The sequence below is a fragment of the Sporosarcina sp. Y1004 genome (assembly GCF_057669665.1).
Window position 1 is genome coordinate 143,486 of sequence record NZ_JBYHFQ010000005.1, and the last position, 24,823, is coordinate 168,308.

Below are 24,823 nucleotides of genomic sequence, written 5' to 3' on the forward strand. Positions count from 1 at the left end.
AGGACTGAGATTACAAAGTGATTAATTCAAGAAATACACATTACAGATTGCAGGTCTAATCCCTGCGTGGTAACTGGAGGGATTCAGTTCAATCCCTCCCTGCTCTTCATTCTGGCTTATCACGGGAGGCATCCACAAAGCGGTGAAGCGGTATTAGCAGATTTCCTATTTCATTCTCTTGTTAAGATACGTCTCCAGTAGCCCTCCCATAAGCCAGATAACTTTTTCATCAGTCTTATTAGAGCTTGCGCTCAGTATAAATACTGTATTAAATCAGAAACTATCCATCTAGTTAATAGATACATTTAATTTTTTTGTTCTAAATCTATTGTTAACGCTTTCAATAGTCTGATTAATCTGTTAATATTATATAAAAGCGATTTATGAAGGGGGCTCACCGATTGTTTCCTTTTAAGAACAGAAAAACAGCGCATGTAAAAGAGGCTCAGTTGTATTACAGTTATTCATCGGAATCCTCAACGAAAGAAGATATGGATGAAATGTCCTTTCTGTTAACGACACTATGCAAGTCGTATAACAGAGAAATCATTTTTGTATGTATCGGTTCAGATCGATCTACAGGTGATTCATTTGGACCCTTTGTCGGAACGATGTTGAAAGAAAACCATTGCCCTTATCATGTCTTTGGAACAATTGCAGATCCTGTTCACGCACTGAATTTAAATCAAGTAATAAAAGACATTAATAACCGTTTTTCTGAACCAATCATTTTCAGCATAGATGCCTGTTTGGGTGATAGACATCAGGTTGGTTCCATTCTATTAAAAGAGGGCCCTCTTATCCCCGGATGTGCCATCAATAATGCTCTTCCTGAACTGGGCAACTATCATTTGAAAGCGGTTGTAAATTATTTGGATTCCATAAACCCCGTTAGTTCTTTGAATTCTACACGCTTGGATACGGTCCTGACTCTTGCAAAAATAACTTCTACTATCATTTTGAATTCAACAAAAAATAAAACCCATGCAAAAATGACGACGAATCATTATTGATTCGTCGTCATTTTAATTTCAACCAATTGTTATAACACCTAATCCTAATGCAGCTAGAGTCATAACGACTACGGTTCCGAATGCCCACTTCACAGCAAAACGTTGCAGATCACCAAACTCAGTTTCAACTAAGCCAATCAATAAATGAGCTGCTGCCACTAGTGGGCTCAGCACGTGAATCGGCTGACCTATCAAAGACGCCCTCCCTATCTCAACAGCGCTCACTCCATAAGCTTCGCCTGCTTGTGCCAAAATAGGCAACACGCCGAAGTAAAATGCATTATTCGACATAAAGAAAGTGAATGGCGCACTTAGAAATGCTACGATTACCGCTAAATATGGGCCAAGTGCATCGGGAATAATCATAACCATTGTCTTTGCCATCGCATCAATCATTTCCGTACCACTCATAATACCAGAAAAGATACCTGCAGCAATAACAATGGAGACAACTGCTAATGCATTTTTCGAATGGACCGCGATACGTTCTTGTTGCTGTTTCAATTCTGGATAGTTGACGAGCAATGCAATTGCAAATGCAATCATAAAGAGAACTCCCAATGACATAAAGTCAATGATCAAACAAGCCATAAGGGCTACCGTCAATGAAAGGTTGAACCAAACGAGTTTAGGGCGGCGGTAATCGGCTACTTCTGCAGTTGCCGCCAATTCCATATTCGCTCCAGTTTGTTTTGAATCAGTTTTTTTAATGGGTTCAAGTTCAACAACACCCAATCTCTTGCGTTCCATTTTCCCTAACATGAAAGCGGAAATCAGTACCCAAATCAAGCCGAATCCCATGACCGGAATCATCGGGATGAATAGCTCCGAAGAATCGAGTCCTAACGAAGCCATCGCCATAGCAGAGGCACCGCCCCACGGCGTCATATTCATGACACCCATCGATAGCATCGCCGTTGTAGCCAACACCAACCGATTCATACCAAGTCGTTTATATAAAGGCAACAATGCGGAGACCGTGATGATATAAGTCGTCGTCCCATCTCCGTCTAGCGCTACCATCATGGAAAGAACGGCTGTCCCAATAACAATCTTCAATGGATCGCCTTTTACTATTTGTAATATCTTCGCTATTAAAGGATCAAACAGACCCGTATCGATCATTATTCCGAAGTATAGAATCGCAAATAAGATCATTATTGCTGTCATTGCAACATTTTCTACACCCGCCTGCATCATCGGTCCAAGCTCAGTTAGGAATCCCCCAAGAATTCCGAATACGATAGGCACGACCATAATTGCAACCAATGCAGAAAGGCGCTTCGACATGATTAAATACATAAATACGGCAATCATTGAAAAACCTAAAACTGATAACATATTTCATCCCCCTATTTTCCGTTTATTAAATTGCAGCTTCATTTTGTTCGGTAGAAACAAAAACTAATGATAGCGCTTTCTTAAAAGAATAGTATCAATAATTTGGCCAAAGAAATAGATAAAGAAAGTAAAGCGTATTCTTTTTATAGTTTGTATTGTTTTCATATTTTCCACGGACACTCTAACAAATGAAAAAACCGATTGCTCAATTGTAAATAACAACTGAGCAATCGGTTTTTTTAGTTTGTTGTCTTTTTATATTTCCTCTCTGGTCTTCCAACATTTCCATATAATACTTCAACTTCTATTTCCTCAAGAGAAACGAGATATTCCAAATACCTGCGCATCGTTGAGTAACTAATTCCAGCCATTTGGCCGAGTTCATCTGCACTTAGACTTCCTTCCATATCCTCTATCTTACCTCTGACTAGTTTCAGCGTATGTTTGTCAATTCCTTTAGGGTATGTCTCTTTTTTAGGTCCAGCCGCCGCTAGCACCTTATTATTCGAACGAAATAGGTCATCTATATTATCCTGATTAACTAATTGATTTTGATAAAGTTGTCCTCTGACAACGTCATATTGCGTAAGCGTAGCAATTAACTTGTCGATTATTATCGGCTTTATCAAGTAACCGAAAGCACCTCCGCGTATTGCTTCACTGACCGTTTCTGTATCATTAGCAGCAGTTATCATAATAACATCAATGCCACGATACTCTTTTCGAATTTCGCGGAGAAGTTCAATTCCATTCATATCTGGTAAATAGACATCCAGTAATAGCAGTTGAGGTTGTATGACTTCCAATAGTTGCAAGGCTTGTCTACCTGAACTTGCTGTTGCAATAACATTGAAATGATCGATTTGATTGGTAAACTGCTTGTAGATTTTTGCTGCGTCTTCATCATCTTCAACGATAACAACGTTAATCGTTCCATTAGACATTTTCACACATCCTTTTCAGTCCAGCTCTCTTGTGGAATAACAATTGTAAATCTTGCTCCACCTAACTCACTTTTATCGACATAGATTTGACCATTCAGTAATCCAATTGCATTTTTTACAATCGATAAACCGATTCCATGATTCTCCCCACTTTTTGTCGTGTAGCCATCTAGGAAAATAACATCTTCCATCATTATTGGTATTCCCGCTCCGTTATCTTCAATATCAAAAATGATTTCATTACCCAAATCTGTAAATGAAACATTGACGATTCCTTTATTGCCATTCTTTGCTCTTGCAGCTTCCATCGCATTGTCGATGACATTACCAATGATTGGAACAAAATGATTCGACTTTGCATTATCTGAAACACTATCCAAGCGGCTTTCAGAGTCAATATCCAAATGTACTTGTAATTCCTTAGAGCGGTTTACTTTACCAAGTAAACAAGCCGCAATCAATGGGTCTTTTACCGACGACATCAGAAAAGAAATGATATCTTGACGTTCACTAACTTCTGAAGACACAATCTTAATAGCACGATCATACTCTTTTAACATAAGCAATCCATAAATCGTGTTTAATTTATTTAGAAACTCATGGTTTTGAGCACGCATACTTTCAGAAAATGTTTTTATCTTCGAAAACTCTTCCGTCAATTGTTCAATTTCTGTCACTGTCCGTATTGTTAAAACGATTCCCATAACTTCATCTGCCAGTATAATTGGAGATGTATCTAAAATATAAAGTTGTTGACCAAACAACAGCTTTTTATTTATATCACTTTCCTTTGTTTCGAGAACATTATCGATATAATTCCCCAAATGATTATCTCTAATAACTGAGCCCACAATTAGTTGTTGATCGTCGAATAATTCACGTGCCCGCTTATTCATTGAGGTGATTTCTTTTTCATTATTAACAGTAATTGTTGCATCACGAATTGACTCAAGTGTCGCCTCTTTTTCTGTAAAGAGGAGCGAAATCTCCTGCGGTTCCAAACCAAAAATAAGGTTTTTCAAACGTCTTGCTATCAAAATCGCCCCAATTATTCCTACAAGGAGAGGAATAATTGCCAACAAAATGATGCGTTTTCTATAATCAAGCACTTGCTGCTCGATATTATTCACTAAAAAACCGACGGATGAGACACCGATAACTTCCCCTTTGTCATTCCAAATGGGTGTCTTCGCTTTAATGGCGGGTCCAGATATCCCATTTCCCCGATAAATGATAGACTGGTGCAATTCAAGCACTTGATCATTACCCGTAGCTGTTGGTTTCCCTATATTTTCTGGATTGGGATGCGAATAACGCAGTCCTTTATCATTAGCGATGGTTACGTAGTCTGCACCTGATGACCGACGAATCGTTTCAGCAATCGGTTGGATTATCTGTGATGGTTTTCCATCGTTAAATGCTAAAATTATTGCTGGATGTTGGGCCGTTAACTTCGCAACTGTCATCGCTTGTTTTCCCATATAACTTTCAACTATATCGTCAATCATTGTATAAAAAAGAATACTTACCAGAAGCGTACTGATCAAAACAACGATTGTTATAAGTGATGTTATTTGAGTTAACAGAGTCATTCTAGATTTCTTAACCACTCTGACCATCTGTTCATTCACAACCTTTACGTCTTACTTTACTATTTCGGATAATCCTTCTATATTACCCGCTGTGTGAGCCTTATCTTTATAATACATCATAATTTATAAAACGAATTGTAACAGTAGCTATTAAATATTGAATTAAAATTGCGACTCTATCTGTATTCAAGTATAATTAAGTATTAATGATTACAAATAATGGTTTTAAATCAATAATATAATCATAATATAATTGGGAGGTATAGCATGTATTTACCTAGGTACTTCGAACATTCCAAAGTCAAAGCACAGTTGGCGAATGCAATTACCTTGATGAACTTAAGTTTTGGCGTTATAGCTATTATCCTTATTATAAAAGGCTTAGGCCATATGAGTTTACTATTTATATTCCTTGCTGCGTTATTCGATCGTTTTGATGGGATGGTTGCAAGACGTTATAATGCAGAATCACTTTTCGGAAAAGAACTAGACTCGTTGTGTGATCTGGTTTCATTCGGACTTGCACCTGCTTTATTAATTTATGAAACAACACTTAATACCTCGCCTTGGTTAGGAACCATTGCTACCATTTTTTATGTTTTAGCTGGAGCGGTTCGTCTTGCCCGCTACAATTCAAGTGAATTCGATGGTGCATTTTATGGAGTACCGATTACAGCGGCGGGTGTGGTTATGACATTAAGCTTTTTCCTTGTTCCTTATATGGCTCCATTATTTTTCGTTGTACTGATGTTTATTATGTCGTTATTAATGATAAGTAATATTCGAATTGCGAAAGTGTAAATGAATACTACGGAGGATACTAAATGAAAAAAGCACTCTTTAAATCTTTTGTTGAGTTGACGGGAAATCCTGTTTCTTCTGCTCTGTTAAAATCTTTTTCTAGTTCAATAGTAAGTCGGCCGTTGATTCGGCCTTTCAGCAATTTTTATCGTATTAGTAATGATGAAATGGAATACCCTATTTCACACTATAAAAGTTTACAGTCACTTTTCACACGAAACCTTAAACCAGGTATCCGTCAAATAAACCCTTCACCTCACGCTCTCATTTCTCCGGTGGATGGTATAGTCAGCGGTGCTGGAAAAATTGCTAACGACCAAACTTTCTTCATAAAAGGCCACCAGTATAGGATAAACGAAATAATGGGCACTGAAAAAAAAGCAGCTCCCTATAAAGATGGCTCGTATTTTATTTTTTATCTTTCTCCGAGTCATTATCATCATTTCCACTATCCAGTAACGGGCAAACTGGTATCACGTTACGCTCTTGGTGGAGTTTCTTACCCCGTGAACAGTTTAGGATTACGTCTCGGTCAGAGCCCCTTTTCTACAAACCATCGCCTCATATCTGAAATAGAGACAGCTTTTGGCAAAGTTGCGATTGTAAAAGTCGGCGCTTTAAATGTGAATAGTATACAACTCCTTAACGCTTCGAAAGATTGTATTAAGGGAAATGACTTCGGCTATTTCAGTTTTGGTTCTACTGTAATTCTATTTTTGGAGAACAATCCAGACTTCACTCCGACAATAGAGTTGAATAGCGAGGTAAGAGTGGGACAACCAGTTGGCAATTGGTTGTAACGGCTAAATTAAAAGCAATCCTTGATCAGTGTACATACTGTTCAAGGATTGCTTTTTAATGATTCTTTTAATCAACATCTAAAAAAACGTTAACTATTATATCCCGTCTTCCAAGTTTATTTGTTCAACAAAGTTAACAAAGGCTTTAACAATATTTAATTCCAAGGAATCTTCATGATATAACATCCATGTTTTTCGAATGATCGGCATGCCATCTTTCGTTTTGATAACGATTTTATGGATGTCCTCTACGTCATTTAAAATCATACTTGGTAATATCGCATAACCTAATCCGTTCACAACCATTTTTTTACATGTATCGACTTTATCAACCTCTATGCTGACCAATGATGGCTGGCTGAAATTCTCATACCACCAATTATCGACAGAAGTTTTAAGTAAAGGATCAGTACGATAATCAATTCTTGGCAAGGAAGGCAGGTTATTAATATCAATTTTTTCTTTGGAAGCAATACATAATGTTTCCTCAAATAACAATCTTTTTTGATCTTTCCAACCGTATTCTCCCTTTACAAAACCAACATGGACATCTTGATTATATATTAAATGTACAATATGACTGCTGAAGTCCGTCGTTACTTTAAATTCAATATTGGGATACTGTTCCTTAAAAAGTTTTAATAGATAAGGAAGCTTATAATCCGTGAAATAGTTCGAAACACCTAATCGTAATATTCCCTCTACTTGACCTTCCATATTCAAGACATTTTCTTTAATTTTCTGAAGGCGCAAAAGCATATCGTCTGCACATTTTGCTAAATACTCCCCTTGTGGAGTAAATTGAACTCCACGTCTTCCTCTACTTACGATTCTTACATTGAACTTCTTTTCTAATTGTTGAAGGCGATGTGTCAATGCTGGTTGTGAAATAAATAATTTTTGAGCTGCTTTTGTTATATTTTTTTCGCGATAGAGCATTTGTAAAACCACCCAATCCTGCTCGTCCATACAAATATCACCCTTCAGCTATCAATATATTTTATGTCTATTCATCAATATTCAATATTATTTTTATTTCTCATATTGTACTATACTGAATAAGAATTGCAAATACAGTGAGTAGACAAGATACAATAAAAATGTTATTGAAAGCGGGGAAGTTTATTGTTAAGAAAAAATGAATTCATAAAAACTTCCACATTTGTTGTCATCAGTGGAATGGGGGGATTTCTTCTTGCACTTACAGGCCTTCCAGTCGGTTGGATGATTGGAACCCTTCTAACTGCAACCCTCATTTTTATTTTTAGTCCCAATTTAATGAACATGTCCCTCCCACAAAAAGGTATTCCGAAATACTGGATGGCTATTGGGCAATGTATCTTAGGTATTGAACTTGGACAAAAAATGAATGATTCCGTTTTATTCATTTTCCTGGAAAATTGGGCAACTGTTATTACTATGCTTTTACTATCTATCTTGTTTTCTTTATTATCCGGACTCGTATTATGGAAGTTTAGCAATTTAGATATGTTAACTAGTTTTTTTGCTACTGCACCTGGAGGATTATCTTCTATCCCTAGTATTGCAGAAGAAGTTGGTGCTAATACAGGAGTTGTAAGCATCATTCAAACGATGCGTATATTTTTAGTTGTCCTTTCCATCCCACTCATATTATCTATTTGGCTAAGTAACCCTGTTGATACTACACCTATCCCTAGCACTACTTCGGTAATGGGACAATTTCAATCGGAACATATTGTTTCGACTGCTATGCTTGTTATTGTTGCATTCCTCGGATATTACGTCGGGAAACTTTTAAAATTCCCTGCTCCATGGCTAATTGGTAGTATGGTTTGCATCGCAATTGTAAAGTCTTTCAGTTCAATAGTTATTGGCTATACGATTGTAGCCTGGTGGCCATCAGGATTAATCATAATTTCCCAAGTGCTCATTGGCGCAAGTATCGGTTCTCGAATTCATAGAAGTATGTTTATAGGATTAAAGAAAACGTTAGCCATTTCATTTTTAAGTACAATTTTTCTTATATTTTCCATGTTCCTATGTGCGTATATTGTTTCAGTGATAACAGGATTACCTTTGATTACTTCGGCTTTGGCTTTCGCTCCCGGCGGCATCGCTGAAATGACGACCACTGCGGTTGTCCTGAATGCGGACTCTACATTTGTCGTAGCCGTACAAGTGCTGAGAGTAATAGCTGTTTGTATGATTCTTCCACCCTTTTTCAAGTTCTTGAATCGCTGGAATCTCAAAAAGAACACCCCCGCTCAATTATCCGCTTAGGTTATTGCAATGTTATATATTGATATAAAGAATCCCTCCATATCGACTTCGACGCTAGGGGCAACATACGCTAGATTCATATGTTCAACTAATATAGTTAGTTTTTGAAGCAACAGTTTAGTTTACAGGATGCAGCCATTAACCAAAAAGCAATCCTTGATCAGTGAATCTACTGATCAAGGATTGCTTTTTTAATTGGATGATTATTTATTCGCTCTGTGTACTTTCAATAACTTTCCTTTAACCGTTGTCGTTTTCATTTCATTCAAAACAAGTTTCCCTTTTCCATTAAGTATATCAATATACGTCACAGTATCCTGGATTTTGATGATGCCAATGTCTTCAGCGGATACGCCGGGAATTTTTGTAATTGTACCGACAAAGTCAACAGCACGAAGCTTTTTCTTTTTTCCGCCATTGAAATACAATTTCATAATATCTTTATTTACCAATTCGTTTTTATTCTTTTTTAATTCAGGTAAGCTTTCCAGTTTTTCAGTGAATGCATCTTTTGCTGCAGCAACTGCCGCCTTCGAAGGTGCGTTTCGTTGTTGAATTTCAAAACCGATGTACGCTTCGATTTCTTCTAAAAAATGATTTTCATTCGGTGTCACGAAAGAAATTGCTTTCCCTCTCTTACCTGCACGTCCCGTTCTTCCTACTCTGTGCACATAGCTTTCAGTTTCCACTGGCAGGTCATAGTTAATGACATGTGTGATACTGTCAATATCTATGCCACGTGCAGCAACATCTGTTGCAACCAAGTAACGGAATTCACCTCGTTTAAAATCATCCATTACAGAAAAACGATCTTCCTGCATCATACCTCCATGTAGTTTATCGCAAGTATAGTGCAGTTGCTCAAGTTGTTCAGTTACATTATCCACCTGATCTTTTGTACGACAAAAGATAATACAACTGTCTGGATTTTCAACTACAGTTACATCGCGTAACATATCAAACTTTTGGGGATCTCTGACGATGATTAGAGAGTGGTCTATTTGATCCGTCAATGTAACGGTTGATGCTATTTCAATATTTTTGGGATCTTTCATATATTTACTGCTAAGCTTTCCAATTTTCTCAGGAAGTGTCGCCGAAAAAAGCATTGTTGTTCTATTTTTCGGTAGTTTATTGATAATGGATTCAACTTGATCAATAAAACCCATGTTTAGCATTTCATCCGCTTCATCAAGAACAAGATATTCAATCCGATCAAGAGCAATTGAGCCTCTTTCAATATGATCAAATACACGCCCAGGCGTTCCAACAACGACGTGGCATTTTTGCTTCAGTTCTTCTTTTTGATAAGCAAATGGAGATTTCCCGTAGACCGCGGCAGCTTTTATACGCTTAAAACGGCCAATGTTTGTAATATCTTCCTTGACCTGATCTGCAAGTTCGCGTGTCGGTGTTAAGATTAGTGCCTGTGGTTTGTTCTCATCCCAGTTCACCATTTCACATATCGGAATACCAAATGCAGCAGTCTTACCGCTTCCCGTTTGTGATTTAACAACTAAATCTGTCTTTGTAAGAGCCGCAGGAATTACTTTCTCCTGGACTTCTGTAGGTGAAGAATACCCGAGCCCGTCGAGCGCTCGAGTAATCTCCTTGCTCAGGTTATAATTTTGAAATGTCATTGTAATCAGCCTCTCATTCTTAGTGTATTATCTCACAAACAGAGGTCTTTCGTCATTTAATGGAGTATTATGATTTATTTTTGACTTGTGCAAATAAGGTTCATTCTTTTGATTCAGGAAAGTCCTAGATGAAAAGAGCAGATTTGAAGGAAATGAACGAACTTCTATGCAATCGTCCATCACTATCTAAGTATTTACTGTTTATTTGATTTCATGACGTATTCAAAAATTCCCCTATATAATTCATTTTCTATGTATGTCGAAGAATGCCTTAACCATTGGTAAGGCACCCGACTTCTTTATTTTTCTTGCACAAGTACACCGTCTGTCATTTTGAATACCTTGTCGCAATAGCCTACTAGACGTATATCATGTGTGACGACAATGGTCGTTGTGTTTTTGTTCTTTGTTTCGTTTTTCAGAAGCTCCATTACTTCATAGGCACGATCTGAGTCAAGAGATGCCGTTGGTTCATCAGCTAAAATAATAGAAGGATTACTGTATAACGCTTTTGCAATTGCGACACGCTGACGTTCTCCGCCAGATAAGTCTGCAGGATATTTAGTTCGTAAATCCCCAATACCCAAGTCATCATATAACTCTTCCAATTGTTTTTTCGTCATATTTTCTTTCTTAACTTGGTCCAATAGTTTCAACTGATTGGCGACCGTTAAAAAGGGAACTAGATTCGATGCTTGTAGAATGAGAAAAAGGATCCTATTGTGATGAATTGGAATTATATCTAGTGTTGCAGCAGGCTTATCATTCTCTCGGATTAAACGATTTTTTAACATCCGTGATCGTTCCATTTTTAAACGAGACAGGAATCTGTATCAAGCTTGGTCGTACGAGACTTCCTAGTGCAAATTCGTCCTAACTATCAAAGTAGTGACGATGCACCTTTAGTCTTAGGAGCATGCCTGCCTTATGAACGACATGAAATCCCTTTGCACATACTATTATTGCAATTTATGATGAAAGGCTAGAAAACAGTATTGGTTGGTACTTCTCCTGCTCCTCGCGCTATAGAGTCGCTGGTAGAAAAATTGAAGCTTGCAAAAGTACTGCTATCAGCAACGACAACGACCCCTTTTATAAATGATCCGGATTTACTGGAGAGTTTAGATCAGTTTGCCGCTAATAATAAACAAATTGATTTTTACCTAGGCGGCACGGGTGCACTCGACTACGCAACGAACAAAACACTTCAGGCAATCCACGTCACCAGTTCACTTGAAGAAGCCTTACACCAATAAAACCGAAAAGAGGGTACCAGCTCCTAACGCTGGTACCCTCTCTTTTCACGGTGTAATCTCTTGTGGTTCCTCACCTTTTTTATTCATCAAACGAATTGAATCGGGTGAAATTTTTAAGATGATAAGATTGGGGTCCTCAGGACCACTGAACCAAGGTTTCAAATGCTTATTCCATACCTTTTCTTTTACACTTTCATCATCGGAAATACTGACAGTACCTTCTATCTCAAGATATTCGTCGCCCATACCTTTTCCTTCATAACCGATTAAGATATGCGTATGTGGATTTACTTCCAGTTCATCCACTTTCTGCGTTTGTTTTGATGTTGCAGTGTAAAGCGTAAATTCATCATTGAAAAACGTCATGTAACGTGTGTGCGGCTTATTCTGTTGAACGGTCGCCATTGTTCCAACGAAGCTTTCCTTCAAAACTTTCAGCGCTGTTTCTTTTGCATTCACAAAGATCTACTCCCTTTCTCAATGTTATTGTAGTTTACCTCTATAAGTAAGAAGCTAAACATCACTTACAGGGATAGGTATATATCGGTAATTTGGTATTAGATTATGTGATTATAATCCACAATTCATATCAATGAAGCAATTTCATAATTGCATACTCTAATTAAAATCCTAATATTAACGAAATTTCTTAATTGAGTATTCGTTTAAATGGATGAGTTTCGTTGATTGTAACGTAATAAAAAGGCACCAGCGTGTTGAAAGCTGATACCTCTAGACTATACAGGATTAGACTATTAACAGATTAAGATTTAAACATTCGCAGCCATCCTTTATATTTGAACAGCCCTAACATAGCTACCCCAATTGTAAACATTATGACTAAGACAATGATATATCCATAACGCCAAGAAAGTTCAGGCATAAAGTCAAAATTCATACCGTATACACCAGCTATAAAAGTCAATGGTATAAAAATCGAAGAAACAATTGTTAAAATCATCATAATCCGATTCATCTGATTGGAATTTATGGATAATTGACTATCTCTAATATCTGCCGTTAATTCTCGATTTGCTTCTAAGATATCGCCGAGCCTTAACAGATTATCATAGATATCACTAAAATAGGCTTGTTCATTCACGGATAATTTCAGCGAACCGGAAGTGGTCATCCGGTGTAGAAGTTCCCGCATCGGTACGATTGTCCTTCGTAATCGAAGCAAATTGCTACGTACATCAAATACGGAGTCCATGGATAAATGGACGGTGGATGGCGCAAGGCTGTCTTCGATTTCATTTAGATGATCTTCTATTTTAAGTAGTACCGGAAAGTAATCATCGACAACTTTATCGATGATTTGGTGAGTAACAAAAATATGACCTTGCTCCCACTTATTCGGGTTCTCAACAATACGTTTCTTGGCATTTTCTAGCTCTTGAATTTTTGTGGAGTGATAGGTGATGACATAATTCATCCCTAGAAAGAGATTCAACTCCTCAGCTTTTAGATTATCATCGCATAAGGAATGCAATACCAAAAATGCGTATTCGTCATAAAAATCCACTTTCGGCCTTTGAAGACGGTTCAAACAATCTTCGATGGTAAGCGGATGGAAATGAAAAAATGAATCCAATAAGGTGGTCTCTTTATCATCGGGCTGATCAAAGTCAATCCAATACCACTTGAATGTTTGAGTATGAATTTCTGTTAACGGAAATTCAAAAACCATCTTATTCTCTGTTGTCAGCCCCATTGTCCGAATCAAGTAAACACCCTCTTCCTAACTCTTACGTTCCTGTGCTGGAAAGCCCATGTAAAGTTATCGCATTTATTACATTATCGGGCATTAAAGCGAGCGCACGCGATTACACCAGTCCCTATACTACACGTATTTATATGTTCAAGTATAGTTTACGAAAGAAAATTCATGCTTAGCATATTTTTTCTATTTTCATAAAGGGTTTAATTCGTTACATTATTCCCATCCTAGTTGAATGTCGTTCAATATTGTCAGGAGAGTGGGAGGACTAATAATCGATGTAAAGCAACCGATTCTAAACAATCACAAACTAATTGCCTTGGGGATTGCCCTATTGCTGTTGGCCACAGCTGATTCCTTTTTTACCGACTTCGGTATTCAACAAAAGCATATTACGGAAGCAAATCCAATAATGCGTTTCGTTTATGATCGAAGCGTTTGGGGATTCTATGGAATTAAAATTTGTCTGCCGTTTGTGTTGCTGGTTTTATTGGCACGGATTGAAGCGAGAAGGTATTTACAGTTTTTAATGGGATTTAGCCTTCTTCTATATAGTTTGGTCTTATTTCAGCATATTTTGTGGATTTCCTTAGTATTGTAAAATGAAAGATATTGAATTTTATACAAACAGACTAAAAAGTAAATACCACTCAATCTACGTCAATTGAGTGATATTTACTTTTGTATGTCTTATTTAAGCTGCTGCCTGTAATCCGCGAACTCTTGCTTAAGTGCTTCAACTTCCTCGGGGGCAGCTGGGACTAGCGAACTCCAACCGTGTTGGAACTGTAATTCAAGCAACTTTCGATGTAGTAGAGAAGTCTCTTTCAGCAAATCGAAAAATAATGAATAGAACATATTTTGACCGACTTCATGCATTGCCGTTACGTAGGTGATGTCCAAGCTTTTTTCAGTAGCTAATGCAGCACTGAGTAAATCATGGTCATTGACACCGGCCTTTTGTGAATGCGGTCTCTTTGGATTTTCAATTTTTTTAGAAGATGTCATTGAGCTTGACCTCCATTTTCCGACATGAAACTTAGCAATTTATCATATTGCGACAAATGCAATTGACCCGCTTCCTCGAATTGACGCTTTAAATCTGGCATCTGACAGTTTTGAGCGGCCTGTCGATATTGTTTCACCGCAAGTAAGTTCGCGCTCAGCAAATTTTGCAAATAGCCTATGTGCAAAGTGGATATCACTTTCGGGGGCTCAAGATAAGAGGGAGGCTCCATTGCTTTGTCTTTTGTTTTGGGTTGTGATTTTTGCTCTTGCTGTTGTTGTTCGGGTGCCTTTGGCTGTGCTGCTTGTGCCGGCTGTCCTGTCTTTGCTGGTTGTTCTGTTTGTACCGGCTGTTCTGCCTGTGTCGGTTGTTCTGTCTGTGCCGGTTGTTCTGCCTGTGTCGGCTGTTCTGCCTGTGTCGGTTGTTCTGTCTGTGCCGGCTTTTCTGCTTGTGCCGGTTGTTCTGCCTGTGTTGGCTGTTCTGTCTGTGTCGGTTGTTCTGTCTGTGCCGGCTTTTCTGCTTGTGTTGGTTGTTCTGTCTGTGCCGGCTGTTCCGTTTGTGTAGGTTGTTCCGCTTGTGTCGGCTGTTCTGTCTGTGTCCGTTGTTCCGCTTGTCCTGTCTGTGCCGGCTTTTCTGTCTGTGTCGATTGTTCTGCTTGTGCCGGCTTTTCTGCTTGTGTCGATTGTCCTGTCTCTGTCGGCTGTTCTGCCTGTGTCGATTGTTCTGATTGTTCTGCTTGTACCGGTTGTGCGGACTCAGGCTTTGGTTGTTTTTGAATTTGTCTGGACTGTGGTTGTTGTGCTGCCGATTTTTTTATCTGTTCCTCTTGTTGAAGTTGTATTTGAAGTTCAAGTTGCTGCAATTGTATTTGTAGTTGTTTAAGTTGCTGAAGCTGTTGTAGCGACTGTAAAGACTCCACTCTCTTCGCTCCTTTCATGCAATTTGCATGTAGTATGATTCCAGTGATGGAAATTATACGGTATGGATGGAATTTATCATGATGAATGGGAATCGACAATTTATATAATCATGAAAATAACATAGAGTACTACAATTCTATATAATGCGTATCATAGTAAAAAGGAGAAATTTAATGAATCCGTTCTTCTCGATTTGGTCACAACCAAGCAAAACGATTCGCTACATTATTGAGCAAAAATCCATTTTCTATTCGTTCATGCTCATCTCCATTTCTTCTCTCGGAAGCAGCTTCATGGCATTTGCGGATACAGGTCTATTTGCTGAATTGTCATTATCGACCACCATCACATTTATTTTATTTCTGAGTTTATTATCTGGAATCGCTGGATGGGGAATTGCGTCATTTGCATATACTTGGTTTGGTAAATTGCTAGGTGGAACAGGAACACCGCAAAAAATGGCACGCGCAATTGGTGCCAGTACAATACCCGCCATTTGGACAGCGCCTATTGGTATTATTGCGGTTTCCTTATACGGCAAGCAGCTTTTTGAGGCACCGAGTAATCTGTTTGGCACGAATATGGATTTCGGTTTTTTCTTTTTGCAAACGTGGATTATAATAGGGATATCTATTTTTGGGATTATTCTCCTCAGTAAAGGAATTGGTATTGTCCATAACTTTTCGGCTTTGCGTGGATTTGGAACAATCATGTTATTTGCCGGTTTCATGTTCGTTATTTCAATCATTATTCTAGGGTCCTTGTTTTCAATACTTCTGTTTATTGGAGTACGGTAAAAAACGTTATGAGAATTTCCAACAAATAATATCGTAGATAGACTGTAATAACTCTAAAAACAGTTGTAAAACGAAATGTTTGCGCTGCATAATGAGAGATTTCTTCACAACTTCTTGTCTGTCTTGACAGGTAAACAGTCATAATAAGGTGAGTACCAATCATTCAAAGACTCCACTCCTAGCCAGAGTAAGGTCAACATCAACGTTGACTTTCATTTCCTTGTACATTTCATGCCACTTCTCTTCCGTCAGTTTAGAATGACGTACAGAGCTTCTGTAAAATTCACCGTATCCAAAAACGTCCGAATCAATTTTTTGGCAGTAAGCAATTATTCTTGATATTTCACTCGATAACTTCTTACTGATTGCTTTTTCAAGTTTTTCCGTGTTTTTGGCTTCCCCTTCCCCTATATTAACATCTGGTTTTATTTCTAATAATGTTGCTTGCGCTGTAAGGTGTAGGTCAAATTCAGGAGTTGTTGGATTGACTACCTTCACATCTTTGTGCGTTTTAATCGGATCGAATACCAAACTAATTTCATCAGGGGGATCCTTCGTTAAAGATGAAGGTAAATCATCGCCTTTAATTTTCATTTCGTATGTTCCGGCTTTATAATTATCTCGACTTAGCTTTACGTAAAAACTATCCTCAACAGAAAGTTCACCTATCATTTTGTCCTTTTTAAACAAGGCAATTCCGGAAATCTCCACTAAATCTTTTTCCCTTTTTATGATGGGCAACGCAATATCCCTGCCCGCGGAATAATAATCATAGGTTACTTCATGAAGCGTGGATGAAACCACTTGCTCACTTTTAGCGTTTTGCTTTAACAGCTCATGAATATATTCCCCAATGTCATCGATATCTGGGTACTGGAATTCAAGTAATGGTCTCGTCTCTCCCTCAACCACTGCCACAACAACCTCCCCACTCATTGCAGGGTTTTTCAACAGGGCATCAATATAATGACCAATGCCGTCTTTGGCAAACTCTTCACCGAATAAGACCACTCTCAATTGTCCGTTCTCTATCTTTTTAGCTGACTTGCGATTGATTTTTGCACGTGTCCCTTGACTTGTTTCGTTTTCAGCGGTAATAATTAGAACTTTACTTTGTAATTCTGTGCCCACTTGGCGAACAACTGCTGTAGTCTCCACGCTTTCCTCTTTACCGATATCATAGCCAATCAAACTGACTAAACCTACTCTTTCAAGGAGTTTTGTTTCTGCACATCCGGTCAAACCATTGCAAAGAAATAGCAGTAGTAAAAAAAAATAAAATTTTTTCATTCTATTTGCTCCTTACGTGATTTAAATTTCTTTTTCGCCACTGCTAACACATACAAGATGATAGGGTAAACAAAAACAATATAAAACGCCACCTGGCCATAGTAATTATTAAACGTATTTATTTGAGGCCGGGTTTTAAACGTTACACTTACAAGTAAAATGATGAACGAGAATACCCAGACAAATTTAGTCGCACTTACCTTTACCAGTCGTCTAGTTCCGCGAAAAGCAGCCCATACAAACAGACAAAGGAGCGGCAATATGATCAACATCCAAAAACAAACCACTATATACTCAAATCGTTCAATGAACGGAAGTTTAACAATACTAAACAATGATAAAGTCGCCCAAATGGTTTTCGTTAATTGTTCCCCGCTGAAGTAAGTTAGTGCAACCAACATGACGCTTAGGTAAATCAATGTTGTTACGAACAAAGCAAGATGAACATTTTTTCTTACATTCGTTTTATCCTTTACAAAGGGGTAAATCACATAGATTATTTCAAATCCAATAACCGTAAATGTCATGGACTTTACACCTTTCAATATCCCGCTCATATTGGCCTCTAAAATGGGAAAAAGACTTCTCGGTTCCATATACTTTATCGGATAAGCCAACATCGGGAAAAGCCATATGGAAAGTACAACACAAAAAAAACAAACGCCCACAATAACGCGCAGACCGCCCGTAAACGTGTAAATCATGATTAGCAGTAATGTGGCTGCAAGAAACCAAGTATCCAAATCCGAAAAAACCCATGTTTGAACGACTTCAATATAATTCCTTAAAACGGCAAAAAATGCAACTGAACAATAAAGAATGTACATAATATTGAAGAAATTCCCTATCCATTTACCAAATATATCTTGATGAATACCGTATAAATCATTTGAACCATATATCTCCAACGTTTTAATCATAAAAATTGCAATAATATGCGTGGCAAGACCTGCAAGTAGTACAGAAATCCATGCATCATGTTTTGCGTCCTGGTAGATAATCCGTTGAAATCCTTGCATTCCAATCCCGGTTTGAGCGGCATGAATGATGAAAAAAAGTAGAAAAGCACTAATCGTATCATTGGGACCAATTTGTACGGAACTTTTCACTTATTTCACCTTCGCTTCATTTTTCTCGGGATTTATGGGTTCAGGTTCATATTTGTCTTCATCCTCTGGTCTGGTATCTGAAGATCTCTTAAATGTAAATGGCAAGGGTAATCTGATAAGATTATCCCGCCAATCAAGCAGGCGAGGAGGATAAAAAGGTGCTGTATACGGCGAACCCAAGCTTGTTTGACGTAAAAGGTGAATAAGGATAAAACAAAGCCCCAGCATAATGCCATAAAAGCCCCAAAGTCCTGCTGCTACTATCAACGGAAACCGAATAATTCGAATAACGTTACCCATCATATAACTTGGTGTGGTGAAGGATGCCAATGCCCCTAAGGCGACAATGATAATTAAAATATTACTTGTAATTCCTGCTTGCACAGCTGCCGTTCCAATGACGATACCGCCAACAATCCCGACTGTTTGACCAACCTTTGACGGTAATCTAATTCCTGCTTCTCTAAGGAGTTCAATAAAAAGTTCTAAAATTAGAGCTTCAAATAAAGGGGGAAAAGGAACCAATGCTCTTGATTCACTTAACGGGACTAAGAGCGTTTGTGGAATAACTTCGTAATGAAATGTTAATGTCGCTACATATAAAGGGGATAAAAAAATTGATAGGACGACTGCACTAAATCTTAATAACCGGGCAAATGTAGCAATCTGCCATCGTAAATTTTGATCTTCCTGACTTTGGAAGAACTCAAGAAATGAGAATGGGCAAACGATTGCATGGGTACTACCCTCCACGATGATCCCCAATTTCCCATTCAAAAGTTCAGCACTAAGCTTGTCCGGTCTTTCTGTTAGTAGCATTTGGGGAAAAATCGATAACGAATTGTCGTCTAGCAATTGTTCAAGAATCGAGCTATCCATTACAGCATCAACCTTAAGGTTGGTGATCCTTTGTCGTAGCGTATTCACCATTTCGTCGGAAGCAACGCCTTTAATGTATAACATTGCAATCGCTGTCTTCGATTGTTTTCCAATTTCTAATCTTTCATTGCACAAGTTTGGATTTTTTATATACCTTCGAATCAAGGAAACATTCGTTGACAGTCTTTCATTAAAACCGACCTGGGAACCGATAACTTGGGATTCATTTTCCGGCGTTGATAAAGCCCGCGCTTCATTTGTGGGGATATTCGCCAATACGACTTGTGAGTATCCCTCCACATGAATAAGCACTATCCCATCCATCATCGCAATAACGGCTTTCTCGAGTTCATCAGCCAATTTCACCTGAGGTATTGTAAGGATGGATGTAACGATTTCAGGTGTGACAAGTGTATACTTCAACAGATCTTGAAGGATATGATTATTTAACGTCGGGATATCCACTAGATTATCTATATATATGATCGTGAGATTCGAAGGTAACGATTTAGTGATTAAGTCAGATGTATTGTGAGTGGCTTCTTTTATCGACTGGAGAAAAATATCACCAGAGGTTGAAATCATTGTTTGTTTTTCTTCTGTGCTTTCGTCACTCACACCTGTTGTCTGTTTTTTCCCAGAAGATTGTTTAGACTTTTTGTTAAACAGTAGTCTCACCTCGTTTGTATCTTTGTTCCTAGAATAGGCTTTAATGGGATGATCTATACCCTCGGATACAGTCAGCGATAAAGTGCTAGACGGGACTTCGACCTAGGCATTTCACCTATAGCACAGAACTAATGAGTGTATAATTAGGCGTGAATCTAAATCCGCAGCGAGGTGAAAAACATGATTGATAATGTGGTCTTGAATGAAGTGTCTATTGCTATAACTAATTACCATGAGGAACTTACTTTTGATACAACTGTTAATAAAGAACTAAGGAAAATCGGGTTTGATTTTAAAGTTACAAGTACCGACTATCATAAGATCACCACATTGCTGTACGAGATGGAGTTCCAAGTGAAAGTGCCAGGAAAAAATCTTGAATTTCCAGCAATGATTCATTCCTATTCCACTTCAATTACGAATTTATATAAGGAAAATGAAGTGGGCGATTTTAACTTGGTGTTACTAGAAAAAGTTTGATATCACTCATCGAACACATACACTAGTTGGTTTTCCAACTGTTGTATGTGTTTAGTTATGCCTGTATAGTGGTACAAAATAGATAAAGACAATTTACTAGTCTGGATTGGGGATGAAATGTTAATGGAGATACTTTTATACGCAAGCGCTATCATTGCGGCCTTATCCTTGCTGCTCATTGCAGTTTTTGTTGTCATTACTTTGAAAAGCGCAAAACAGGCGATCAGTGAAGTTTCAGAGACTTTGAAACGGGTCGAGACGAAACTTGGCGGAATTACCGAAAAGTCTGAGCAGTTGATGGAAAAGACGAATCGGATTGCTGAAGACGCGGAAAACAAACTACAAACCTTGAACAGCTTGTCACTTTCCGCGAAAAACCTCGGAGACTCCACTGAGCATATGAACAAATCGATTCGTGCCATTTCAGATGAAGTCGCAGCACCACCTGAAAAGTATCAAGACTTCATGGAAAAAGCGTCTATACTGACTGAAACAGCAGCACGTGTCTATTACCGCTTCCAACGTGAAAAACAGAATACCGAATCGGATGAAGTTAAGGCTCGGTCAAAACGTTTGCCGATGCCGCAACAAAAAAATAGGTCATAAACTTAATAATGGGGTGAATGAATATGGATTGGTTAGGTATTGGTGTACTCATTATCGGAATCGCATTTGCTGTACTGGTCATTTTTCTCTTGAAACCGATTAATAAGTTGTCGGATGTACTTGCAAGTCTCCAACAGACGACAGATCGTTTGCCCGAGGTGCTCGACGATGTGACACATCAAGCTTCGGATATACTTCAAACAAGTAATGCGACACTCAGTAATGTCAACGAACAAGTGAATGAAATAAGCCCACTTTTCCATATCGTTGGTGATGCAGGGGAAGCTTCAAGAAAACTCACAACAGCCGCCCTTGCTAAAACAAACTTATTAAAACAACAGACCGGCAGTGCAAAAGAGTTTGTTAGACGCGAAAAGTATGAAGGTATCTATGGGCTTCTATCATTTTTATTTTTTCTATCACAGAGACGAAAAGAGATTAAAGAAACAATGCCCATTGCAAAATCAAGGTAAACAACAAAAAATCGTGTGGAAGGAATTCTTTCCTTCCACACGATTTTCATTTTTTATGTTGCATCTTCACTGATGAATTTTCCACTTCTTGCAGCTTCTCTCGCTTCGGCCTTCATTCTATCAATATCAAAAGTACGTTTCTCACCTTCCGTATACAAATTCCTTGCATGCCTCGCACCTGTTCCTTTTTTAGTATCCTTGCTTTTTCGCATGGCATAAAATCCAAGAGCAGCAGTACCGTATAATCCACCTAATCGCTTATCCTGTTGACCAAGGTCAGCTCCGCCCATCTTATCTTTTGCAGAAGCTGTCAAATCGACAAGCGATGATGATAATGTTCTTGTAGACTCACCTACATCTCCAACGATATGGAACAATGGCGTCAGCGTTCCCAGTTTTTCATTAACATCGGCAAGTGTTTTGTTACTGTTATGGATCAAATTCCCCGTCTCTTGTAAAATACTATCCAATTGATCCGGCAGTTGTTCAATTGTCTTATCCACTCCACTTAGTATAGATGAAAAATTATTTAATACGCGTGCTACAAAAACTGCTAACACCAATAATGCGATACCTATCAGCAATACGCCAATTCCTGTTAAATCCATGTTCATCCCTCATTTCAAAATTGTTTTGATGAAGCACCCTTGCCTCGCTTCCAGGAAGTGAATAGACCAGAAGCGAATTCAGAAAACTGGATGATTCGTACGAACGGTTTTGTACCTGGTAATGATGTGTCTTCCGAATAGCGTTTTGTTCTTGCAGCTAATTCATCACTCATGAGCGACGTTGAATCACCTACATGTTTGGCTGTGTAGAAAATACTATTTAATGCTAGTGATTTTTCTTCGATGTCTGTTGCTGTTAGATTCGTTTCTGTAATCATTTGTTCCAATTCAATGACTGTCTTGTCCAGTTTTGATTCCATATTACTGATTGTTTGTCCGACGGAACCAATGACGCCTGATACGCTCATAAGCAATTTAGCAATGAATACCGCAACAATTGCAAATGCGACCGACATGAGAAATACGCCAATATGTATGAAAGTCATTTACCAACAACTCCTCCCTACTCGTCTTATACCACTAAAACATAGTCTGTGAAACATGAATACGCCCAACTTTAAACTCTTTGTTGCGTTCCATTTGACTATTCTAATATTAAGAAGAAATGTCTTCATTCAAAATACTACTTATTTGAATAAAAATAAACTATCTCCCAAGTATGTACATCCGGATCTTGAAAATGTCCAGTATAGCCCCAATCAAATTTCTTTGGCTGATTAGGTAAAAGTGTTCCACCTGCTGTTATAGCCCTTTTCAAGATTGAATCTACTTCTTCTTCACTGTCAGCTGCAATGCTAAGGATAAATTCCGAAGGCTTTTTGGTAGTGTTCGTTTGATTTGCAAACACTTCTAGCTTTGAACGCGAATAAAGCACCAATGACAAATTGTCTTGCATTTCAAATAGAATATGGTCTTCTCCATTATCTATCCCTTGCTCTGGTAATTCCAATACATCCTGATAAAAGGAGACAGACTTCACTAAATCATCCACGGCAAGTGTAATTATATTAATTTTCGGTCTCATCTAATCCCCTCCTCTATTTACTGATTTGGATAGGCTTCTTTGGTAATTCGTATGGATTCTTTGATTAACTTCTTTAGTATATCTATTTGAATATCCGCTAATTTATTGATGTATACACATGATTTCCCTGTTGTATGTTTTCCAAAATCCTTCAATAAATCTACTCGTTTTGGGAATTCTGGTTCTAAGTACAAACTGATTTTTGCTTTTCGAGGAGAAAAACCGGCTAACGGCGCATCTCCTTCATGACCAGATTCATATTTATAGTGATAGGAACCAAATCCAATAATACTAGGGCCATACATCTTTGGTTTGAAACCTGTTGTTTCAGTAAATATATCTAACAATCTATATGCATCTTCACGTTTTTTAGGGTTCTCAATATTTTCTATAAACTCAATAACACTATTGTCATTTTCTTTTGTTTTTAGTTCGTACATAATGCTAATCACTCCTTTTCTAAATGAAATTTCAATTAGCTCGACAAATCTTGTTCAGTTCCATATGTTCAGATTAAATACGAATGCATCGTAACACGTTTGTTTTTTCTTCTTTAAGTTCCTATACTTAAAGAACACGTATAGGAGGTTGTTAACATTGAGTAATGGCTGTTCATCAATAGTTGTTAAGAAGAATATAAATACAGTTTGGAATGCGATTGCTAACGACAAGGAATTTTCAATCTGGTACGCTCCAGGATCCAATTGGGTTATTCCAATTTTGAAAGCTGGAGAACAAGCGGTTTTCACATTAATGCCGAGCTTATGTAACGACCTTAAAGAAGGGGAAAGCATGCCCATGACCTTCACAATAATAGAAGTCATCCCAAATCAAAAATTTTCTTATTACTGGGATTCAAATCAAATGCTGTTTACCATTGAGTTAACTACTGAACTGGACGGAACGCGCGTACAATTCAATCAAGAAGGATTCGATTATTCATTGGAAAATCTAAATGCTTATTTAGAAAGTAGAGAACTCCCCTATTCTTGATTTGCGATATGCCGCCCGCCATGTGTTTGGGTTACAGTTCTAGTGTGAACTCGGCTTTTCAGTTTGTCACACTAGACTCTTCATTTCCACACAGTCCTATATTTCTTACGGTATTTGATATCTTCTTCTGTCTCAATCAAATCCATTGCTATTTGTTTAATTTCTTCATCTTTTAATTCATCATATAAATTTTTCAACCCTTGAATGATATCAAACCGAATCAAGGTGTAATGTTTTTCATCCGCACCGTTTTGAAAGCGCTCTACTAAATGATGAATCACCAGCTCTTTTTGTTCCATTCCAGCCATGCCCACTTTCCATATCGATTGCAGGCTATGTCGGGCCGTTACAAACTTCGGATCCTTCGTCACTTCCCATAGCGCTGGAAAATCTCTGAGTATGCGTTTTTCAGGATCGCTTTTCGCTAGACCTGCTAGGAACTGTGCTGCCCTAGATCTTCGATGATTATCGGAATCCGTCAACCAATCCCTTAATTGATCCCAAACCTCATAAGCCCAGTCCACTTCTTCTTTAATAACTGCAATAATTGTAGTAAATGCTTCATATTGTACCCCTTTGTCCTTTGCTTCCAGGTTTGCAAAGTAGGTTCGGATTGCACTGTCCACTATCTACAACTCC

General features: G+C 38.1%; 28 protein-coding genes and 1 pseudogene. 11 read left to right on the top strand and 18 right to left on the bottom strand.

Going from position 1 to position 24,823, the window contains the following annotated elements; genetic code table 11:
* Positions 1–401: 401 nt before the first annotated feature.
* Positions 402–1,013 carry a spore protease YyaC gene (yyaC, locus tag AC25Y6_RS05675; protein ID WP_482105593.1) on the top strand — a complete coding sequence of 204 codons (612 nt, stop codon included), beginning with the start codon at positions 402–404 and terminating at the stop codon, positions 1,011–1,013.
* Positions 1,014–1,031: 18 nt separating this feature from the next.
* On the opposite strand, the gene AC25Y6_RS05680 is transcribed toward yyaC, so the two are convergent.
* The 3 genes from AC25Y6_RS05680 to AC25Y6_RS05690 form a co-directional block, all read right to left on the bottom strand.
* A complete protein-coding gene (locus AC25Y6_RS05680; RefSeq protein WP_488142307.1) occupies positions 1,032–2,354 on the bottom strand; it encodes a CitMHS family transporter in 1,323 nt (440 codons plus the stop codon).
* A 239-nt stretch (positions 2,355–2,593) separates the two neighbouring features.
* Entirely contained in the window at positions 2,594–3,298 is a 705-nt protein-coding gene (locus AC25Y6_RS05685; RefSeq protein ID WP_488142308.1) for a response regulator, read from the bottom strand.
* A gap of 2 nt (positions 3,299–3,300) precedes the next feature.
* On the bottom strand, positions 3,301–4,917 hold the full coding sequence (locus AC25Y6_RS05690) for an ATP-binding protein (protein ID WP_488142330.1): 1,617 nt from the start codon (positions 4,915–4,917) through the stop codon (positions 3,301–3,303).
* Positions 4,918–5,157: 240 nt separating this feature from the next.
* On the opposite strand from AC25Y6_RS05690, the gene pssA reads away from it, so the two are divergent.
* Positions 5,158–5,691 (top strand): CDP-diacylglycerol--serine O-phosphatidyltransferase, encoded by a 534-nt coding sequence (pssA, locus tag AC25Y6_RS05695; RefSeq protein WP_482099996.1) that lies wholly within the window; start codon positions 5,158–5,160, stop codon positions 5,689–5,691.
* A gap of 23 nt (positions 5,692–5,714) precedes the next feature.
* The gene (gene asd, locus AC25Y6_RS05700) at positions 5,715–6,491 is read left to right on the top strand and encodes an archaetidylserine decarboxylase (RefSeq protein ID WP_488142309.1); all 777 of its coding nucleotides are present in this window, start codon (positions 5,715–5,717) and stop codon (positions 6,489–6,491) included.
* Between the two features lie 96 nt (positions 6,492–6,587).
* On the opposite strand, the gene AC25Y6_RS05705 is transcribed toward asd, so the two are convergent.
* Entirely contained in the window at positions 6,588–7,460 is an 873-nt protein-coding gene (locus AC25Y6_RS05705; protein WP_488142310.1) for a LysR family transcriptional regulator, read from the bottom strand.
* Positions 7,461–7,616: 156 nt separating this feature from the next.
* On the opposite strand from AC25Y6_RS05705, the gene AC25Y6_RS05710 reads away from it, so the two are divergent.
* Complete coding sequence (locus AC25Y6_RS05710) at positions 7,617–8,753, top strand: AbrB family transcriptional regulator (RefSeq protein WP_482105587.1); 1,137 nt, start codon at positions 7,617–7,619, stop codon at positions 8,751–8,753.
* A 203-nt stretch (positions 8,754–8,956) separates the two neighbouring features.
* On the opposite strand, the gene AC25Y6_RS05715 is transcribed toward AC25Y6_RS05710, so the two are convergent.
* Together AC25Y6_RS05715 and AC25Y6_RS05720 are read right to left on the bottom strand one after the other, a co-directional pair.
* Positions 8,957–10,402, bottom strand: coding sequence for a DEAD/DEAH box helicase (locus tag AC25Y6_RS05715; RefSeq protein ID WP_488142331.1), 1,446 nt, complete (start codon positions 10,400–10,402; stop codon positions 8,957–8,959).
* A 290-nt stretch (positions 10,403–10,692) separates the two neighbouring features.
* Positions 10,693–11,097 (bottom strand): annotated as a pseudogene (locus AC25Y6_RS05720) (ABC transporter ATP-binding protein); the annotation flags it as partial.
* Between the two features lie 342 nt (positions 11,098–11,439).
* Here AC25Y6_RS05720 and AC25Y6_RS05725 point away from each other — a divergent pair.
* Entirely contained in the window at positions 11,440–11,649 is a 210-nt protein-coding gene (locus AC25Y6_RS05725) for a hypothetical protein (protein WP_482105586.1), read from the top strand.
* A gap of 45 nt (positions 11,650–11,694) precedes the next feature.
* Here AC25Y6_RS05725 and AC25Y6_RS05730 read toward each other — a convergent pair whose 3' ends face one another.
* Positions 11,695–12,108 (bottom strand): pyridoxamine 5'-phosphate oxidase family protein, encoded by a 414-nt coding sequence (locus AC25Y6_RS05730; RefSeq protein WP_482105585.1) that lies wholly within the window; start codon positions 12,106–12,108, stop codon positions 11,695–11,697.
* 304 nt (positions 12,109–12,412) lie between these two features.
* Complete coding sequence (corA, locus tag AC25Y6_RS05735) at positions 12,413–13,375, bottom strand: magnesium/cobalt transporter CorA (RefSeq protein WP_482105584.1); 963 nt, start codon at positions 13,373–13,375, stop codon at positions 12,413–12,415.
* A 253-nt stretch (positions 13,376–13,628) separates the two neighbouring features.
* On the opposite strand from corA, the gene AC25Y6_RS05740 reads away from it, so the two are divergent.
* Positions 13,629–13,970, top strand: a complete 342-nt coding sequence (locus tag AC25Y6_RS05740; protein WP_482105583.1) for a DUF5658 family protein — start codon at positions 13,629–13,631, stop codon at positions 13,968–13,970.
* 89 nt (positions 13,971–14,059) lie between these two features.
* On the opposite strand, the gene AC25Y6_RS05745 is transcribed toward AC25Y6_RS05740, so the two are convergent.
* Positions 14,060–14,377, bottom strand: coding sequence for a spore coat protein (locus AC25Y6_RS05745; protein WP_482105582.1), 318 nt, complete (start codon positions 14,375–14,377; stop codon positions 14,060–14,062).
* A complete protein-coding gene (locus AC25Y6_RS05750) occupies positions 14,374–15,294 on the bottom strand; it encodes a ferritin family protein (RefSeq protein ID WP_488142311.1) in 921 nt (306 codons plus the stop codon). The genes AC25Y6_RS05745 and AC25Y6_RS05750 overlap by 4 nt, the downstream gene beginning before the upstream one ends.
* 174 nt (positions 15,295–15,468) lie before the next feature.
* Between AC25Y6_RS05750 and AC25Y6_RS05755 the strand changes: the two genes are divergently transcribed.
* Positions 15,469–16,092 (top strand): YIP1 family protein, encoded by a 624-nt coding sequence (locus tag AC25Y6_RS05755; protein ID WP_488142312.1) that lies wholly within the window; start codon positions 15,469–15,471, stop codon positions 16,090–16,092.
* Between the two features lie 159 nt (positions 16,093–16,251).
* Here the strand turns inward: AC25Y6_RS05755 and AC25Y6_RS05760 are convergent, their stop codons facing one another.
* From AC25Y6_RS05760 to AC25Y6_RS05770, 3 genes are read right to left on the bottom strand one after another with little or no spacing between them, the layout of a single operon-like run.
* Complete coding sequence (locus AC25Y6_RS05760; RefSeq protein ID WP_488142313.1) at positions 16,252–17,382, bottom strand: Ger(x)C family spore germination protein; 1,131 nt, start codon at positions 17,380–17,382, stop codon at positions 16,252–16,254.
* Positions 17,379–18,491, bottom strand: coding sequence for a GerAB/ArcD/ProY family transporter (locus tag AC25Y6_RS05765; protein WP_488142314.1), 1,113 nt, complete (start codon positions 18,489–18,491; stop codon positions 17,379–17,381). Before AC25Y6_RS05765 ends, AC25Y6_RS05760 begins: the two co-directional genes overlap by 4 nt.
* Positions 18,492–20,048 (bottom strand): spore germination protein, encoded by a 1,557-nt coding sequence (locus AC25Y6_RS05770; protein ID WP_488142315.1) that lies wholly within the window; start codon positions 20,046–20,048, stop codon positions 18,492–18,494. It lies immediately after the preceding gene.
* A 171-nt stretch (positions 20,049–20,219) separates the two neighbouring features.
* On the opposite strand from AC25Y6_RS05770, the gene AC25Y6_RS05775 reads away from it, so the two are divergent.
* The 3 genes from AC25Y6_RS05775 (at position 20,220) to AC25Y6_RS05785 (ending at position 21,598) form a co-directional block, all read left to right on the top strand.
* Entirely contained in the window at positions 20,220–20,519 is a 300-nt protein-coding gene (locus AC25Y6_RS05775; protein ID WP_482105576.1) for a DUF3219 family protein, read from the top strand.
* A gap of 123 nt (positions 20,520–20,642) precedes the next feature.
* Complete coding sequence (locus AC25Y6_RS05780) at positions 20,643–21,125, top strand: DUF948 domain-containing protein (RefSeq protein WP_488142316.1); 483 nt, start codon at positions 20,643–20,645, stop codon at positions 21,123–21,125.
* 23 nt (positions 21,126–21,148) lie between these two features.
* Positions 21,149–21,598, top strand: coding sequence for a DUF948 domain-containing protein (locus AC25Y6_RS05785; RefSeq protein WP_482105574.1), 450 nt, complete (start codon positions 21,149–21,151; stop codon positions 21,596–21,598).
* A gap of 53 nt (positions 21,599–21,651) precedes the next feature.
* Here AC25Y6_RS05785 and AC25Y6_RS05790 read toward each other — a convergent pair whose 3' ends face one another.
* The 4 genes from AC25Y6_RS05790 to AC25Y6_RS05805 all read right to left on the bottom strand — a co-directional run bounded on the left by AC25Y6_RS05790 (position 21,652) and on the right by AC25Y6_RS05805 (position 23,631).
* Positions 21,652–22,206, bottom strand: coding sequence for a DUF948 domain-containing protein (locus AC25Y6_RS05790; protein WP_482105573.1), 555 nt, complete (start codon positions 22,204–22,206; stop codon positions 21,652–21,654).
* 14 nt (positions 22,207–22,220) lie between these two features.
* Positions 22,221–22,652, bottom strand: a complete 432-nt coding sequence (locus tag AC25Y6_RS05795) for a DUF948 domain-containing protein (protein ID WP_488142317.1) — start codon at positions 22,650–22,652, stop codon at positions 22,221–22,223.
* Positions 22,653–22,789: 137 nt separating this feature from the next.
* On the bottom strand, positions 22,790–23,191 hold the full coding sequence (locus AC25Y6_RS05800) for a VOC family protein (protein ID WP_482105571.1): 402 nt from the start codon (positions 23,189–23,191) through the stop codon (positions 22,790–22,792).
* A 17-nt stretch (positions 23,192–23,208) separates the two neighbouring features.
* On the bottom strand, positions 23,209–23,631 hold the full coding sequence (locus tag AC25Y6_RS05805) for a DUF1801 domain-containing protein (protein WP_488142318.1): 423 nt from the start codon (positions 23,629–23,631) through the stop codon (positions 23,209–23,211).
* Positions 23,632–23,788: 157 nt separating this feature from the next.
* Between AC25Y6_RS05805 and AC25Y6_RS05810 the strand changes: the two genes are divergently transcribed.
* Complete coding sequence (locus AC25Y6_RS05810) at positions 23,789–24,184, top strand: SRPBCC family protein (RefSeq protein WP_488142319.1); 396 nt, start codon at positions 23,789–23,791, stop codon at positions 24,182–24,184.
* Positions 24,185–24,264: 80 nt separating this feature from the next.
* Here the strand turns inward: AC25Y6_RS05810 and AC25Y6_RS05815 are convergent, their stop codons facing one another.
* A complete protein-coding gene (locus AC25Y6_RS05815; RefSeq protein ID WP_488142320.1) occupies positions 24,265–24,810 on the bottom strand; it encodes a hypothetical protein in 546 nt (181 codons plus the stop codon).
* Positions 24,811–24,823 lie beyond the last annotated feature (13 nt).